Origin of the sequence: Pseudomonas fluorescens (assembly GCF_003732425.1) — a bacterium.
Taxonomy (GTDB): domain Bacteria; phylum Pseudomonadota; class Gammaproteobacteria; order Pseudomonadales; family Pseudomonadaceae; genus Aquipseudomonas; species Aquipseudomonas fluorescens_BE.
The window spans coordinates 773,310-787,644 of record NZ_MOBX01000014.1; the positions used below are offsets into that span (position 1 = coordinate 773,310).

The following is a 14,335-nucleotide window of genomic DNA, read 5'->3' on the forward strand; positions in this document are numbered from 1 at the left end:
GAACGATGGGGTTTTCCGAGCCTGAGGGTTCACCACAATGCAACGCGGTCGAGCGTCAATGGCTTGCGGGCAAGGCTCCTTGCGACTGGCAAAGCTACGCGCCGCCACAAAAACTGACAAGTCCTGCGCAACCGGCAGTCGCCAGCGCTTGGCCCACAAGGCCTTGGGCACTAGACTGGCGGCCTTTTCACCACCTGATGTTGATGCTTGAGCCATGGCCGCCAAAGTCGAACCGTTCTGGAAACGCAAAACCCTCGATCAACTCGATCACGAGGAATGGGAATCGCTGTGCGACGGCTGTGGTCTGTGCTGCCTGCAAAAGCTCGAGGATGAAGAGGACAACAGCGTTTATTACACGCGCATCGCCTGCAAACTGCTGGACTTGAAAACCTGCCAGTGCAGCGATTACCCGAACCGCATCAAGTTCGTCCCGGATTGCATTCAGCTCACCCCGGGCCAGGCCGAAGAGTTCAAATGGCTGCCGCCGACCTGCGGGTATCGACTGGTCAGCGAGGGCAAGGATCTGCCGTTGTGGCATCACTTGGTGTGTGGCGATCGCGACGCGGTGCACCACGAGCGGATCTCACAATCAGGGCGCATGCTCGCCGAGGGCAGCGTGCCGGAGGATGACTGGGAAGATCACCTGATTTTCCGCGCGGGCTGAACATCTGCGGACTCAAGCTTGACCAAGGAGTGTGTATGGCTGTCGGATTGCAGCGAGCATTGATGATGGCGCTGCTGACGCTGAGCGCGCCGGTGTGGGCGGCGAAGAAAGTCGATCTGGATTATCACGTGCGCCTGTTGCCGCAAAGCGATCAGGCCGAGGTGCGCCTGACCCTGGCCAAAGGCGAGGCGGTGCGCAGTCTCGATTTCGACCTTGGCGACGGCAGCCATTACAGCGACTTCAAGGCCGACGGCCAATGGCTGCTGACCCCGGGCAAAAACGCACGGGGCGTCTGGCGCCCGACCAGTGACAAAGCCACCCTGACTTACCGCGTGCGCATCAGCCACGGGCGCAAGAACGGCAGCTTCGACACACGTATGACCCCGAACTGGGCATTGATACGTGGCGATGAACTGGTGCCGCCAGCCAAACTCGATCAGCAGGACGGCACCGAGCTGGTCGCGCGCCTGCAAGTCGAATTGCCAGATGGCTGGAAAAGCATCGAAACCGCCTGGCCGCGGATCGGCAAAAACAAATTCCGCATCGACAACCCGTCACGCCTGTTTGATCGTCCGACGGGCTGGATGCTCGCCGGCCATCTCGGCAGCCGCCGTACGCGCCTGGGCGAAACCGAAGTCACCGTGGCCTCGCCGCAAGGGCAGGGCATGCGCCGGATGGACGTGCTGACCTTGCTGACATTCGTCTGGCCACAGGTGCAGGCGGTTTATCCACGCCATCCCGCGAAACTGTTGATCGTCGGCGCCAATGACCCGATGTGGCGTGGCAGCCTCGGCGCGCATGAATCCATCTACGTGAACACGCGATTGCCGCTGGTCAGCGAAAGCGGCAGCAGCGCGCTGGTACGTGAACTGGCGCAGGTGTTTGGGCGGATTAACGACGAGCAGCGCAGCGACTGGATCAGCGAGGGGTTTGCCGAGTATTACGCCATTGAACTGGTGCGCCGTGCCGGCGGCATGAGCGATGAGCGTTATCAGGCGTTACAGGCGAAACTGGCCAAGGACGGCCAGAAAGTCACGACGTTGCGCGGCGAACAGATCAGCCCGGCGCAGGTGGCGAAAGCGGTGGTGCTATTGCAGGAACTGGATGGCGAGATTCGTTTGAAGACGCGCAACAAACGCTCGCTGGATGACGTGTTGCGCGGGGCGATGCATTTGGGAACGGTGAGCACCAAGGAATTTGTGCAACTGGCCGAGAGCGTTCTCGGTGAGTCCTCCAAAGTCCTTGATACCGCGTTGCTACAGTAAAGATCAAAAGATCGCAGCCTTCGGCAGCTCCTACCTTTGGAATGCGTTTTCCCTGTAGGAGCTGCCGAAGGCTGCGATCTTTTGCTTTTAAGCGATCAAACCCCGGCTTTGGGCGATTTCACCGAATCATTGCCGGTCACGGTGGCGGTGCTGGTCGCCGCTTCCGCATTGGCCTTGAGCTTGCTCAACTCCTCCCCGGCCCGCTCGATCTTCGCCCGCACATTGTTCATGTCCTGACGACTCTTTTCGATCAGGCTTTTCATCGAGCTGTGCCCGGTAATCCCGCGCGCCATGGCCACACCGCCAATCGCCACCTGAATCAACCCGAACACCCCGCCACGGCGCAGGCCCTTGCCGACCATGATCACGCCACCGGCCAATGAGCCGATGCGCTCCCAGCCTTCGACGTTCTGCTCGGAACGGCTCTGGAACGGGGTGGATTCGATACGTTCGACGCGTTTGAGCTCGGTCATGATCTTTCTCCAGGCAATGAGTAATGGATAAACAAGCTGACTGCCAGAGCGGTCAGCTCGTTCCATCGGATGTGCGACGCTTCAGCGGAATTTCGGCCCGGAGCGGGTGTTCAGACCCTTGGCCATGCGATCGTAGAGCACGACGTTGACTGTGGCGGCAAGGTTCATGCAGCCGGTAGTCGGGATGTACACGACGTCTTCGCACCAGTCGCGGATCTCTTTATCGAGCGAGCCGTCTTCAGGGCCGAAGATGTACAGGGCGCGATCCGGATGGGTGTATTCCGGCAGCGGGCGAGCGCCCTCGACCAATTCCACGGCGACGGGCACGCAGTTGAGCGGGAGGATCTTTTTCAGATCATCAATGCCGATCAGCGGGATGTCGTAGTGCACGCGTTTGGTGTCAGTGACGAAGTCGGCGGCACGTTCATAACGCTTGCCGGTGTAGAACACCGAGGCCACGCCATAGCAGCCTGCGGCGCGCATCACCGAACCGACGTTTTCCGGTGATTTGGGGTTATACAAACCAATGCAGCTGTACCGTTTGTCTGCCACGAGCGGGGTGCCTTCGGGAAAAAGAGCGCGATTATACGGGGATAAGATCAAAAGATCGCAGCCTTCGGCAGCTCCTACAGTTGGATGGCGTACACCCTGTAGGAGCTGCCGAAGGCTGCGATCTTTTGCTTTTAGTCTTCTTTTTTCATCAACCCGGCCAGGGCGGCAAACGGGTTGTGCGTGGCCTTGGCGATCTTCGGCGTGCTCAGCGAGCCTTCGCTGAAATACTGCTGATCGGTGTACCGCGAGTGTTCGTTGTCATGGCAATACAGGCACAACAATTCCCAGTTCGAGCCATCCTGCGGGTTGTTGTCGTGGTTGTGGTCGCGGTGGTGCACGGTCAGTTCGCTCAGGCGCTTGCCGGAAAACTCCCGGGTGCAGCGGCCACAGACGTGCGGGTACATCTTCAGGGCTTTGTCGCGGTAGCCCATTTCCTTGTCGCGCTGGTTGTCGGCGAGGATGCGATCCAGCTTCGACGTATTGGTTGGGGTGGACGAACTCATGGGTTCACCTTTGTAAAAGACTGATGACGGTTATGTGCAGAGTTTAGCTCAGCCCTTGAGCTTCTCGGCAATCCATATCGTGTGGCGCGTGCCCTTGTTGCCGTGGGCGAAGACCTGGACTTCTTCTGCCTTGAAGCCAGCCTTCTTCAATTTGTCGGAAAACTGCCGGTCAGCACTGGCCGACCACACGGCGAGCACGCCTTTGGGACGCAGGGCCTTGGCACAGGCATTCAGACCAGCGGCGGAGTACAGCCAGCTGTTGGCCTTCTGCGTCAGGCCTTCGGGGCCGTTGTCGACGTCGAGCATGATCGCGTCGAAACCGTTCGGCTCACTTTGCAGCACATTGGCCACATCGTCCTGGCGGATCACCGTGCGTGGATCAAGCAGTGGCCGACCGGACTTTTCCCCGAGCGGGCCACGGTTCCACTCAACTACCCCAGGCACCAGCTCAGCGACCACTACTTCAGCGGTCTTGCCCAGATGCTTCAGCGCGGAGGCGAGGGTGAAGCCCATGCCCAGGCCACCGATCAACACCCGCGAATCCGGCCGGCCGACGACCTTGCGGCAAGGGATCTCGGCCAGCGCATCTTCGGAGCCATGCATGCGTGTGTTCATCAATTGCCCGCCGTCGCCGCCCTGGATCTTGATGACGAAGTCCTCGCCATACTCGAAAAGGCACAGGGCACCGCCGCTTTCAGGGATTGGGGTGGTGTCGAGCAGAACGAAACGTTTCATGGAAATCTCTACAAGGGGGAAGGCAAGCAGGCGCGTTGGGAGTAGCCTGAGCGCAGACTAAGGCCAAACGGAGCCCTTGATGAAGCGCACCATTCTAACGGTCATTGCCCTGGCCGCGCTCTCGATTACTGCAGTGCAGGCGCAGCAGGCCATTCCGGTCAGCCCGGCGCCGCAACCCGGCTCGCCCGGCACCGCGACACCGACGCCGTATCCGCAGATCACGCCAATCAACATTCCCAAGTCCGGTGCCGGCAGTGGCAGCCCGCCGCTGGTGCCGATCGAAATGCCCAGCCCGCCGAGCAAGGATCAACCGGTGCCGGGCATCGAGCCGAGCGGCACCAAGGCGAAAACGCCCGGGGGTTAAACCTGTTGCGCCGCCAGTTGGCCGTCGGCCATGCGCAGACGTTTCGACAGGGAAACGGCGAGGGCGCGGATGATCTTCGCGGCGATCTTCGGCGCGTCGTTGAGCATTTTTTCCAGTGAGTCTTTGCCGAGGTTGAGCAGTTGGCAATGGCTCGCGGCGATGCAGGTGGCAGAACGCCGTTCGCCGTCGAGCACGGCCATTTCGCCGAACGCCCGACCACTGCGCAGGGTGGCCATGGTAATGACCTGACCATCGGCGCCGGTTTTTTGCACGGCGACCTGGCCGGTGTGGATGATGCACATGAAACTGCCGGCGTCGCCCTCGCGGAAAATCGCCTCGCCTTCGGCCACGGTGCTGATGCTGAAGTAGCCGGCAGCGGCCGCAAAGTCAGCCAGTTGCAATTGATCGAACAGGCCGCAGTCCATCAGCCAGTCGCGGATTTCGTTGTTCAGGAAGGTCGGTTCTGACATGTCGTCACGGTCTTTTTGTTTTCACTGTTTCAGGCTTCACACTTCCCAGGTAGGAGCTGCCGAAGGCTGCGATCTGTTGATCTTGCCTTTGAAAAAATCAAAATCAAAAGATCGCAGCCTTCGGCAGCTCCTACAGGGGATCTGTGTGGTATGGGCCTCTCGGGTCTGGAATTAAGACCCGAGTGGCCGACGGAGTTCCTCAGACCAGGCCCAAAACCTTGAACACAAATGCATATTCGAGCGCTACGTCACGTAATCCCTGATAACGCCCGCTCATTCCGCCGTGCCCGGCCCCCAATTCAGTCTTGAGCAGCAGCACATTGTTGTCGGTCTTGGTCGCGCGCAATTTCGCCACCCACTTGGCCGCTTCCCAGTACTGCACGCGGCTGTCGTTGTAGCCGGCGATCACCAGTGTCGCCGGATAATTCTGTGCGCTGACGTTTTCGTACGGTGCGTAAGCCTTGATCCGCTCGTAAACCTCCGGCTCTTCGGGATTGCCCCACTCGTCGTACTCGGTGACGGTCAGCGGTAGATCCGGGTCGAGCATGGTGTTGAGCACGTCGACGAATGGGACTTCAGCGATCGCCACGCCGAACAGATCCGGACGCTGGTTAAGCACGGCACCAATCAGCAAACCACCAGCGCTGCCGCCACTGATCGCCAGTTTGTCGGCAGTGGTGATGCCGTTGAGGATCAAGAACTCGGCGCAGGCAATGAAGTCGCTGAAGGTGTTGTGCTTGTGCTCCTGCTTGCCGGCGCGATACCAGGCTTCGCCCAACTCACCGCCGCCACGCACGTGTGCAATGGCGAAGGCCATGCCGCGATCCAAAAGGCTCAGGCGCGCGTGGGAGAACCACGGATCAAGGCTTGAGCCGTAAGCGCCGTAACCGTACAGATACAGCGGCACCGCTTTGCCGACCATTTCACGTTTCATCACCAGACTGATTGGCACTTGCGTGCCGTCCGGTGCAGTCGCCCATAGGCGCTGGCTGACGTAGGCGTCGGCGTCGAACGGGCCGAGTACCGGGGTTTCTTTCAACACCGTTTGCTCGCCGCTGGCGAGGATCAGTTGGCGCACCTGCGCCGGGCGGTTCAACGCCTCGTAGCGCAGGCGAATGCGGTCGCTCTCAAATTCCAGGCTGTTTTGCACATAGAGGCTGTAGGCCGCGTCCGGCAATTGCACGCGATAAGGCGTCAGTCCGTGTGGGTGAACTTCGATGATCGGCAAGCCACCTTCGCGCAGGCTCAGGGTCATCGCCTCGCTGTTCAGGCTGACTCCATCGAGCATCACTGTATCGCTGTGGGGGATCAGGTTTTGCCACTCGGTTTCAGTCGGCGCGGTGCCGGTGTCCGGCGCCTGATACAGGGCGTAATTGATGCCGTCACGGTTGGTGCGGATAAACCACGTCCACACGCCATCGAGCAGGCCGTGATCGACATCGTATTCATGATCCTCGACCCGTGGCGCCAGGCAGGTGAACGGCAGGTGCGGCTGGTTGGCGTCGAGCGCCCAGACTTCGCTGGTGGTCTTGCTGCCCAGCGACAACAGCAATTGCTGCTCGGAGCTGGAACGGTAGCAGTGCAGGAAGAAACGCCCATCCGCCTCGTGGAACACTTCTTCGGCAGCGGTGCCGTCGAGGCGATAGCGGAACAGTTTGTGCGGGCGATGGGTGTCATCGAGTACACCAAAAAACAGGGTCAGGCTGTCATTGGCCCAGGTCATGCTGCCGTCGCAGTCTTCGAATTCCAGTTCGCTGACTTTGTCGTTGGCCAGTTCCTTGACGAACAGCGTGTAGATCTCATCGCCCGAGGCGTCGACGCTGTAGGCCAGGCGCTGGTGGTCCGGGCTGATACTGAAAGCGCCCAGTGAGAAGAAACCACCATTGGCCAGCACATTCGGGTCGAGCAGCAGTTGTTCGCGGCTTTCGTCGAGGGTCAGGCTGTCGTCCGCCGGACGCGGGCAGCGGTAGTGCCGGGCGTATTCGTCGCCCGCCGTGGTGCGCGTGTAATACAGGTATGGCCCCCAAGGCGAGGGCAGGGACAGGTCAGTTTCAAGAATCCGGCCCTTGATCTCTTCGAACAGGCTTTCACGCAGCTCGGCCTGATCGGCGGTTTGCGCTTCCTGGTAGGCGTTTTCGGCCTTGAGGTAATCGAGCACCACGTCGGTGTCGCGCTCCTGCAGCCAGGCATACGGGTCGGCGCCGGCAGCCTTGTGGGCGATCGGGGCACTGATGACGTTGGCGGATTGGGGCATGGAAGGCTCTCGGACAATGTACGGAAATAGGGTTTTCGCAGCTCTTGAAACCGTCGCAGACCCTGTAGGAGTGAGCCTGCTCGCGATAAGGCCGGCACATTCAACATCAATGTTGCCAGGCTGTCCGTCATCGCGAGCAGGCTCACTCCCACAGGTCGCATGTCTATTGGGACAAGCCTGACGGGCGAAAAGTCGTTACTATAAGCGCCTCTTTGCCTGCCTTGCCATGGACACCATGACCGAGAACGACTATCTGATCGCCTGGGGCCTCTACGCCTTTGCCGCTGTGGGCTGCCTGTTGGTATGGATGCGCCTGACCACCTGGATGTGGCGCTGGTTGCGCGAACCGCTGCGGGTGTTGATGGCGGTGTTGCTGTTCAGCCCGACCATCATTGATCCGGTGAAAGCCAAAGTTGCGCCGTCCATCGCCATTACTGCGCTGGATCTGGCCTTCAAGGTCGGCAACAACGCCTGGCGAGCGGTCTCCGATCTGTTTATGTACGGCATGATCGCGTTCGGCATCTACCTGATTTTCGTGCTGATCCGCTTCCCGATCGAGCGTGCCTCGCGCGCGCGCCGTGAACAGGCGGAAGCAGCCAAAGCCGCCGCTCGCGCCGATGATCGCGATGACGATCAACCGTTTGGCGGCGCCGGCGATGACCGCTATGGCCGTCCCCCTCTGCCGAATAATCCGCAGCGTACGCGGGTCGAGCCGCGCCTGTAACCCGAGAGTCCGCACATGTGTGAATTACTGGGCATGAGTGCCAACGTGCCGACCGATATCGTGTTCAGCTTCACCGGCCTGATGCAGCGCGGCGGTCGCACCGGCCCGCACCGCGACGGCTGGGGTATCGCCTTTTATGAAGGCCGTGGCTTGCGTCTGTTTCAGGATCCAGCGGCGAGTTGCGAGTCGGAAGTTGCCAATCTGGTGCAGCGTTATCCGATCAAGAGCGAAGTGGTCATCGGCCACATCCGCCAGGCCAACGTCGGCAAAGTCTGCCTGTCCAACACTCACCCGTTCGTCCGCGAACTGTGGGGGCGCAACTGGTGTTTCGCGCACAACGGCCAGCTCGCCGACTTCACCCCGATCAAGAGTTTCTACCGCCCGGTCGGTGATACCGACAGCGAAGCGGCGTTCTGCGATCTGCTCAACCGCGTGCGTGCAGCTTTTCCGGAGCCGGTCGATATAGAAGAACTGCTGCCGGATCTGGTCGCCGCGTGCGCCGAATACCGCAGCAAAGGCGTATTCAACTGCCTGCTCAGCGATGGCGACTGGCTGTTCTGCTATTGCTCGACCAAACTCGCACAGATCACCCGCCGCGCACCGTTCGGCCCGGCGCGCCTGAAGGACGTCGATGTCATCGTCGATTTCCAGGCCGAAACCACGCCCAACGACGTGGTCACGGTGATCGCCACCGAGCCTTTGACCGAAAACGAAACCTGGACCCGCTACGAACCGGGCCAATGGAGCCTGTGGCGACGCGGCGAATGCGTCAGTCAGGGCAAGACCGAATAAGGATTGCACCTCATGTTGCTCAGTTATGTACGGCTGGTGTTGTTTGCGGCGGGCCTGTTGATCGGTGTCCAGGTGCCGGGGTTCATCAACGATTACGCCAAACGTGTCGAGGCGCACCTGATCGAGGCGCAGACCGGTCTGCGCGGTTTTCAGGGCACGGCCGAGCAGTTTTTCAAGGGGGATATGCAGGCGCTGGTGGCGCATTATCGCGCCAGTGAAGACCCGATATTCCGCAGCGATGCCGACAGCCTGAACACTTTGCTCAATCGTCAGGTTGCGCTGGATAAACAGTTCCAGGCGATGCAGGGCCCGTGGTACATCCGCTTCCTGCAAGTGGTGCTGGCCGCCGACCCGGATATTCGCAAGGAAACCTGGAGTGGCTACAGCTATCAGATCCTGCTGACCCCGGAAGCCATGATCTGGGGCATGAGCGGTGCGCTGTTGTTGTCGTTCGGTATCGAGTGCCTGTTCCGTTTGATCGACTGGGTGGTTCTCGGTGGCCGCCGCCTGCGCCAGAGCCGACCGATCGAAGACCGCGACGTGCGCGGCCTCTAAGACTTTCACAGGGTCCTGTGGTGAGAGGCTTTTGTGGCGAGGGGATTTATCCCCGTTCGGCTGCGCAGCAGTCGTAATCCGCTACATGCGTTAATTCAGAAAGAATGCAGGGGAGCGCTTCGCACTCCAGCGGGAGCAAGCTCCCTCGCCACAAAGTGTCAGTCAGTGAGGGTGATGTAGTCCTTGCCGACTTTGTGCGCATACCCCGCCAACACCTGCTGACACAACGTCACAATCTCCTCGACCCACTCAACCCCCACCCGCCACGACACCACCACCTGCAGGTTCGGCGGTCGCTGATCGATGTCGAGCAAGGTCAACTCGCCCCGCGCCAATTCCTCAGCCACTAACACGGGTGGCAGCACGCCAATACCAAACCCATCGCGCAGCAACCGCGTGATCGCCGACACCGAATTCACACAATTGAGCCGTGGCGTCAGCACGCCGTTGGCCTGCATCAATGCGAGGAGGTCCTGATGCGGCCGGGAGTTTTTCGAGTAGGTGATGATCCGTTCCTGGGCCAGTTCGGCAAGGTCAGCGTAATCGCGGTTGTAGATTGAGTTACTGGCCACAATCCAGCCCAACGGATGACTGGCCAGCTCCAGACTGCGCACGCTTTCATGGCGGATCAGGTCGGTTTGCAGAACGATGTCGAGAAAACCTTTTTGCAGCTGATCGCAGAGGTTCAACGAGGTATCCGCCACCAGTTCGATTTCCACTCGCGGATACAGATCGGTCATCTGTGCCACCAACGGGCTGAGCCAAGTGTGAATCACCGTGTCCATCACGCCGATACGTACACGGCCGACCTTGCTTGAGCGGGTCTCGATCGATTGCTTGAGTGCAGACATCGTGTCGAGCATCTGCTCGGCATACTCCAGCACTTTCAGACCTTCGGGCGTCAGGCTGACACCGCGCGAATCGCGCAGAAACAGCTTCACCCCCAGCTCGCCTTCCAGCACCGCAATGCGGCTGGAAATCGACGCCTGAGTGGTGAACAGCTTGTCGGCGGTCAGGCGAAAACTCTTCAGTCGGGCGACCCAGACAAAGGTCTCGAGAAACTTCAGGTTCATGGGCAAGGCTCGGGTGACAAATTTTTCTTATGGCTAAGGCGGGTTTTTATTCGTTGGACGCAGCAGGGCCGCGCGACGAAAAATCGACGCATCCGGTCCCCACGATAGGCGTCGTCGGGGCTACGAACAAGACCAATAAAAACCTGCGGAGATAAGCCATGCGTGCTCCCGACACCCTAGAAGTACCCAAGGCAACGGCGCGTCCGGGGCCGTTCGATTGGTATCGCAACATCAACCAGCAGGAGCGCCGCACGTTCTGGAGCTGCAAGATCGGCTACGGTCTGGACGGCATGGACACGCAGATGCTCAGCTTCGTCGTGCCGACGCTGATTGCGATGTGGGGCATCACCACCGGCGAAGCGGGGCTGATTCATACCAGCACGCTGATCGCTTCAGCCATCGGCGGTTGGGTCGCCGGGATTCTCTCTGACCGCATCGGTCGCGTGCGCACTCTGCAACTCACCGTGTTGTGGTTCGCCTTCTTCACGTTCCTCTGCGGCTTCGCGCAAAACTACGAACAATTGCTGATCGCGCGCACGTTGATGGGCTTCGGTTTCGGCGGCGAATGGACCGCCGGTGCGGTACTGATCGGCGAGGTGATCCGCGCCAAGGACCGTGGCAAAGCGGTGGGCATGGTGCAATCCGGTTGGGCACTGGGTTGGGGGCTGACGGCGATTCTGTACGCGCTGTTGTTCTCGGTGTTGCCGCCGGAAGACGCCTGGCGCGCACTGTTCATCCTCGGCATCGTGCCGGCGATTTTTGTGATTTTCGTCCGTCGTCTGGTCAAGGATCCGGAGATCTATCGCGAGGCCAAAGCCCAACAAACGCCGGAGACTCAGTCGAAGTTCTACGAGATCTTCGCCCCCGGCATGCTCTTCACCACGTTGCGCGCTTCACTGCTGACCACCGGTGCGCTGGGCGGCTATTACGCGATCACTTCCTGGCTACCGACCTTTCTGAAAAACGAACGCGGCTTGAGCGTACTCGGCACGGGTGGTTATCTGGCGATGGTGATTGTCGGCTCCTACGTCGGCTATGTGATCAGCGCTTATCTCACCGACCTGCTGGGGCGTAAGAAGAACTTCATCCTCTTCGCGGTCGGCTCGTTCACCATCGTTCTGCTTTATACGCAACTGCCAGTGAGCAACGGCGTGATGCTGTGGCTGGGCTTCCCGCTAGGCTTCTTTGCTTCGGGGATTTTCAGCGGTATGGGCGCGTTTCTGACTGAACTGTTTCCTACGCGAATCCGCGGTTCGGGGCAGGGCTTCTGCTACAACATCGGCCGCGCGCTGGCAGCCTTGTTTCCGCTGCTGATCGGCCTGCTCAGCCAGAAAGTACCGTTGAGCGTCGGCATTGGCGCATTTGCAGCGGTGTCTTACGGCGTGGTGATTATCGCGGCGTTGAGCCTGCCGGAAACCCGCGGCAAGCAACTCGATGCGCAGTAACTGATAACCTGCGCAGCAAAGTCCTACAGATAAAAAGAAAAGCACCTACAGGAGTGTTCACCGTGAGCCGCCTGCTATTGAATTGCGACATTGGCGAGAGCTTCGGCAGCTGGACCATGGGTCTGGACGCCGAGGTCATGCCCTTCATCGATTGCGCCAACGTGGCCTGTGGTTTCCACGCCGGCGATCCGAGCATCATGCGCAAGACCGTCAGCCTGGCCCTGAGCCACGGCGTGCAAATCGGCGCACACCCGGCCTATCAGGATCTGGTCGGTTTCGGCCGCCGCTCGATGGCGTACTCCGCGCAAGAGCTGCAGGACATCCTGCATTACCAGATCGGTGCCCTCGACGGCATTTGCAAAGCCCAGGGCGGGCGCGTCAGTTACGTCAAACCCCATGGCGCGATGTACAACGACATGATGGCCAACCCGGCGCAATTGCGTGCGGTGGTGCAGGCGGTGGCCGCTTACGATCGCAGCCTGCCGTTGATGCTGATGGCCACACGCGACAACTCGACAGCGCAGCAGATCGGCGATGAGTATGGCGTGACCCTGTGGTTCGAAGCCTTTGCCGATCGCGCTTACGACAGCGCCGGCAAACTGGTTTCACGGCAACTGCCGGGCGCGGTGCATCACGACCCGGAAAAAATCATCGAGCAAGCCCTGACCATTGCCCGTGGCGACAACCTCACCGCCAGCGACGGCAGCGCCTTGCTTCTGCACGCCAATACCCTCTGCGTACACGGCGACAATGCCAGTTCAGTAGCCGCCGTGCAGCGCATTCGCGAGGCCTTGAATCAGCAGCGTGCCTCATGAACCCAAGGGTTGAAGTGGTGGCACTGGATTGTCTGATGCTGCGTCTGTTCGATGAAATCGCCGAAGCCAACATGCCGTGGATGCTCGCTGCCAGTGAGCGTTTGCGTGCGGCATTCGGCAAGCAACTGATTGATCTGGTGCCGTCTTACACGACGTTGATGGTGCACTACGATCTGACTGCACTGAGCCCGAACCAGGCGCGGGAATTGATCGCCGAAGCGTTGATCGACCTGTCGCCGAATGCGCGAGCCGCTGGCCAGTGCCATGTGCTGCCGGTCTGGTATGACTTGAGCGTCGGCCCTGAGTTGAGCCTGCTCGCCGAGCGCAGCGGTCTGGCGCTGGCGGAGGTGATCCGGCGGCACAGTGCGCGGGAGTATCAGGTGTTCGCCCTCGGTTTTGCCCCGGGCTTCGCCTTCATGGGACTGGTCGAAGAGGTTCTGGCCGCGCCACGTCTGAACACACCCCGCAAGAAAGTCGCTGCCGGCAGCGTCGGCATTGCCGAGCGGCAAACGGCGGCCTACCCGGTGGTATCCCCCGGTGGCTGGAACCTGATTGGCCGCACCCCGGCAAAACTGTTCGACCGCGATCGCGATGGCTACAGCCTGATGCAACCGGGTGACACGGTGCGATTCGAAGCGGTCAGTCATGCCGAGTTCATCAATCTGGGCGGCGATGACACGCCACTGGAGGTGCAGGCATGAGCCGACTGAGGATTGAGGCAAGTACGCCGCTGTGTCTGTTGCAGGACGCGGGACGTTTTGGCGTGCGGCATCTGGGCGTGACTCAGGGCGGGTCGGCAGACTGGTGCTCGATGAGCTGGGCCAATTGGTTGTTAGGCAACGGCTTGGATGTGCCGGTGATCGAAATCACCCTCGGCGGATTTACCGTCATCGCGGAGGACGACTGCTTGCTGGCGCTGGCGGGGGCGAATCTTGGAGCGCAGATTGACGGGCAGCCGTTGGCGCCGTGGTGCAGTTTCAAATTGAGCAAAGGGCAGAAGTTGCAGTTCACGCAGCCTTTGCTCGGCGCCCGGGCATACCTGGCGGCGCCCGGTGGCTTCGAAGCGCCGAAGGTGTTGGGCAGTAGCGCCACGGTTGTGCGTGAAGAACTCGGTGGGCTGGACGGCATGGGCCTGCCGTTGGTCAAGGGCGCGACGCTGAGTTATCGCGGTGAATCGCTGTTGGTTCGCGAGGTGCCTTTGGGTTTACGACCGGATTTGAAATCGACCGCGCCTCTGGATCTGGTGCTTGGTGCACAGATCGGCGAGTTCAGCGGACAGAGTCTGTTTGACGTGTTCAACAGCGCCTGGATGCTGGACAGCCGCGCTGATCGCATGGGTATTCGCTTGCTGGGCAAGGCGTTGCAGTATCAGGGCCAGCCGATGATTTCCGAAGGGATTCCGTTGGGCGCGGTGCAGGTACCGCCGGACGGGCAGCCGATTGTGCTGCTCAATGATCGGCAGACGATTGGCGGGTATCCACGGTTAGGGGCGTTGACGCCGCTGGCACTGGCACGGTTGGCGCAGTGTCTGCCGGGGGCGCAGGTGCGGTTGCGGCCGGTGGTGCAAGACGCCGCGCACCGTGAGCATCTCGAATATCTGCAGCGTTTTCTGAGTAGCTAAAAGCTTCGCCGGAACGCCGCCCGGAGCAGG

General features: G+C 60.5%; 17 protein-coding genes. 10 read left to right on the plus strand and 7 right to left on the minus strand.

Translation table 11 applies throughout. The annotated features are described in order from the left end of the window. Nucleotides 1-214: 214 nt before the first annotated feature. Entirely contained in the window at nucleotides 215-664 is a 450-nt protein-coding gene (locus tag BK670_RS20745) for a YcgN family cysteine cluster protein (RefSeq protein ID WP_003222605.1), read from the plus strand. 35 nt (nucleotides 665-699) lie between these two features. Further along, the gene (locus BK670_RS20750) at nucleotides 700-1,929 is read left to right on the plus strand and encodes a hypothetical protein (protein ID WP_123452460.1); all 1,230 of its coding nucleotides are present in this window, start codon (nucleotides 700-702) and stop codon (nucleotides 1,927-1,929) included. A gap of 95 nt (nucleotides 1,930-2,024) precedes the next feature. Here the strand turns inward: BK670_RS20750 and BK670_RS20755 are convergent, their stop codons facing one another. From BK670_RS20755 to BK670_RS20770, 4 genes are all read right to left on the minus strand, one after another. After that, the gene (locus BK670_RS20755; RefSeq protein ID WP_093438222.1) at nucleotides 2,025-2,402 is read right to left on the minus strand and encodes a YgaP family membrane protein; all 378 of its coding nucleotides are present in this window, start codon (nucleotides 2,400-2,402) and stop codon (nucleotides 2,025-2,027) included. Nucleotides 2,403-2,483: 81 nt separating this feature from the next. Beyond that, on the minus strand, nucleotides 2,484-2,954 hold the full coding sequence (locus BK670_RS20760) for an RNA methyltransferase (protein WP_007911337.1): 471 nt from the start codon (nucleotides 2,952-2,954) through the stop codon (nucleotides 2,484-2,486). 131 nt (nucleotides 2,955-3,085) lie between these two features. Continuing rightward, the gene (locus BK670_RS20765) at nucleotides 3,086-3,457 is read right to left on the minus strand and encodes a YajD family HNH nuclease (protein ID WP_007911336.1); all 372 of its coding nucleotides are present in this window, start codon (nucleotides 3,455-3,457) and stop codon (nucleotides 3,086-3,088) included. Nucleotides 3,458-3,505: 48 nt separating this feature from the next. Then, nucleotides 3,506-4,192, minus strand: a complete 687-nt coding sequence (locus BK670_RS20770) for a spermidine synthase (protein ID WP_123452462.1) — start codon at nucleotides 4,190-4,192, stop codon at nucleotides 3,506-3,508. 79 nt (nucleotides 4,193-4,271) lie between these two features. On the opposite strand from BK670_RS20770, the gene BK670_RS20775 reads away from it, so the two are divergent. After that, nucleotides 4,272-4,556 carry a hypothetical protein gene (locus tag BK670_RS20775; RefSeq protein WP_123452464.1) on the plus strand — a complete coding sequence of 95 codons (285 nt, stop codon included), beginning with the start codon at nucleotides 4,272-4,274 and terminating at the stop codon, nucleotides 4,554-4,556. Here the strand turns inward: BK670_RS20775 and BK670_RS20780 are convergent. Both BK670_RS20780 and BK670_RS20785 read right to left on the minus strand, forming a co-directional pair. Next, nucleotides 4,553-5,026 (minus strand): cyclic nucleotide-binding domain-containing protein, encoded by a 474-nt coding sequence (locus BK670_RS20780; protein ID WP_123452466.1) that lies wholly within the window; start codon nucleotides 5,024-5,026, stop codon nucleotides 4,553-4,555. The two genes, BK670_RS20775 and BK670_RS20780, sit on opposite strands and share 4 nt — an antisense overlap. 199 nt (nucleotides 5,027-5,225) lie before the next feature. Next, nucleotides 5,226-7,280 carry a S9 family peptidase gene (locus BK670_RS20785; RefSeq protein ID WP_123452468.1) on the minus strand — a complete coding sequence of 685 codons (2,055 nt, stop codon included), beginning with the start codon at nucleotides 7,278-7,280 and terminating at the stop codon, nucleotides 5,226-5,228. A gap of 226 nt (nucleotides 7,281-7,506) precedes the next feature. On the opposite strand from BK670_RS20785, the gene BK670_RS20795 reads away from it, so the two are divergent. The 3 genes from BK670_RS20795 to BK670_RS20805 are packed head-to-tail and all read left to right on the plus strand — an operon-like array spanning nucleotide 7,507 to nucleotide 9,351. Beyond that, complete coding sequence (locus tag BK670_RS20795; protein ID WP_123452470.1) at nucleotides 7,507-8,004, plus strand: MFS transporter; 498 nt, start codon at nucleotides 7,507-7,509, stop codon at nucleotides 8,002-8,004. A 15-nt stretch (nucleotides 8,005-8,019) separates the two neighbouring features. Further along, nucleotides 8,020-8,796, plus strand: a complete 777-nt coding sequence (locus BK670_RS20800; RefSeq protein ID WP_007911322.1) for a class II glutamine amidotransferase — start codon at nucleotides 8,020-8,022, stop codon at nucleotides 8,794-8,796. A gap of 12 nt (nucleotides 8,797-8,808) precedes the next feature. Continuing rightward, a complete protein-coding gene (locus BK670_RS20805; protein WP_123452472.1) occupies nucleotides 8,809-9,351 on the plus strand; it encodes a DUF2937 family protein in 543 nt (180 codons plus the stop codon). Nucleotides 9,352-9,509: 158 nt separating this feature from the next. Here the strand turns inward: BK670_RS20805 and BK670_RS20810 are convergent, their stop codons facing one another. Further along, complete coding sequence (locus tag BK670_RS20810; protein ID WP_123452474.1) at nucleotides 9,510-10,424, minus strand: LysR family transcriptional regulator; 915 nt, start codon at nucleotides 10,422-10,424, stop codon at nucleotides 9,510-9,512. A gap of 158 nt (nucleotides 10,425-10,582) precedes the next feature. Between BK670_RS20810 and BK670_RS20815 the strand changes: the two genes are divergently transcribed. From BK670_RS20815 to BK670_RS20830, 4 genes are all read left to right on the plus strand, one after another. After that, a complete protein-coding gene (locus BK670_RS20815; protein WP_064119655.1) occupies nucleotides 10,583-11,869 on the plus strand; it encodes an MFS transporter in 1,287 nt (428 codons plus the stop codon). A gap of 62 nt (nucleotides 11,870-11,931) precedes the next feature. Beyond that, nucleotides 11,932-12,684 carry a 5-oxoprolinase subunit PxpA gene (locus tag BK670_RS20820; RefSeq protein WP_123452476.1) on the plus strand — a complete coding sequence of 251 codons (753 nt, stop codon included), beginning with the start codon at nucleotides 11,932-11,934 and terminating at the stop codon, nucleotides 12,682-12,684. Continuing rightward, entirely contained in the window at nucleotides 12,681-13,385 is a 705-nt protein-coding gene (locus BK670_RS20825) for a 5-oxoprolinase subunit B family protein (RefSeq protein WP_123452478.1), read from the plus strand. The genes BK670_RS20820 and BK670_RS20825 overlap by 4 nt, the downstream gene beginning before the upstream one ends. Continuing rightward, nucleotides 13,382-14,305 (plus strand): 5-oxoprolinase subunit C family protein, encoded by a 924-nt coding sequence (locus tag BK670_RS20830; RefSeq protein ID WP_123452480.1) that lies wholly within the window; start codon nucleotides 13,382-13,384, stop codon nucleotides 14,303-14,305. Before BK670_RS20825 ends, BK670_RS20830 begins: the two co-directional genes overlap by 4 nt. Nucleotides 14,306-14,335 lie beyond the last annotated feature (30 nt).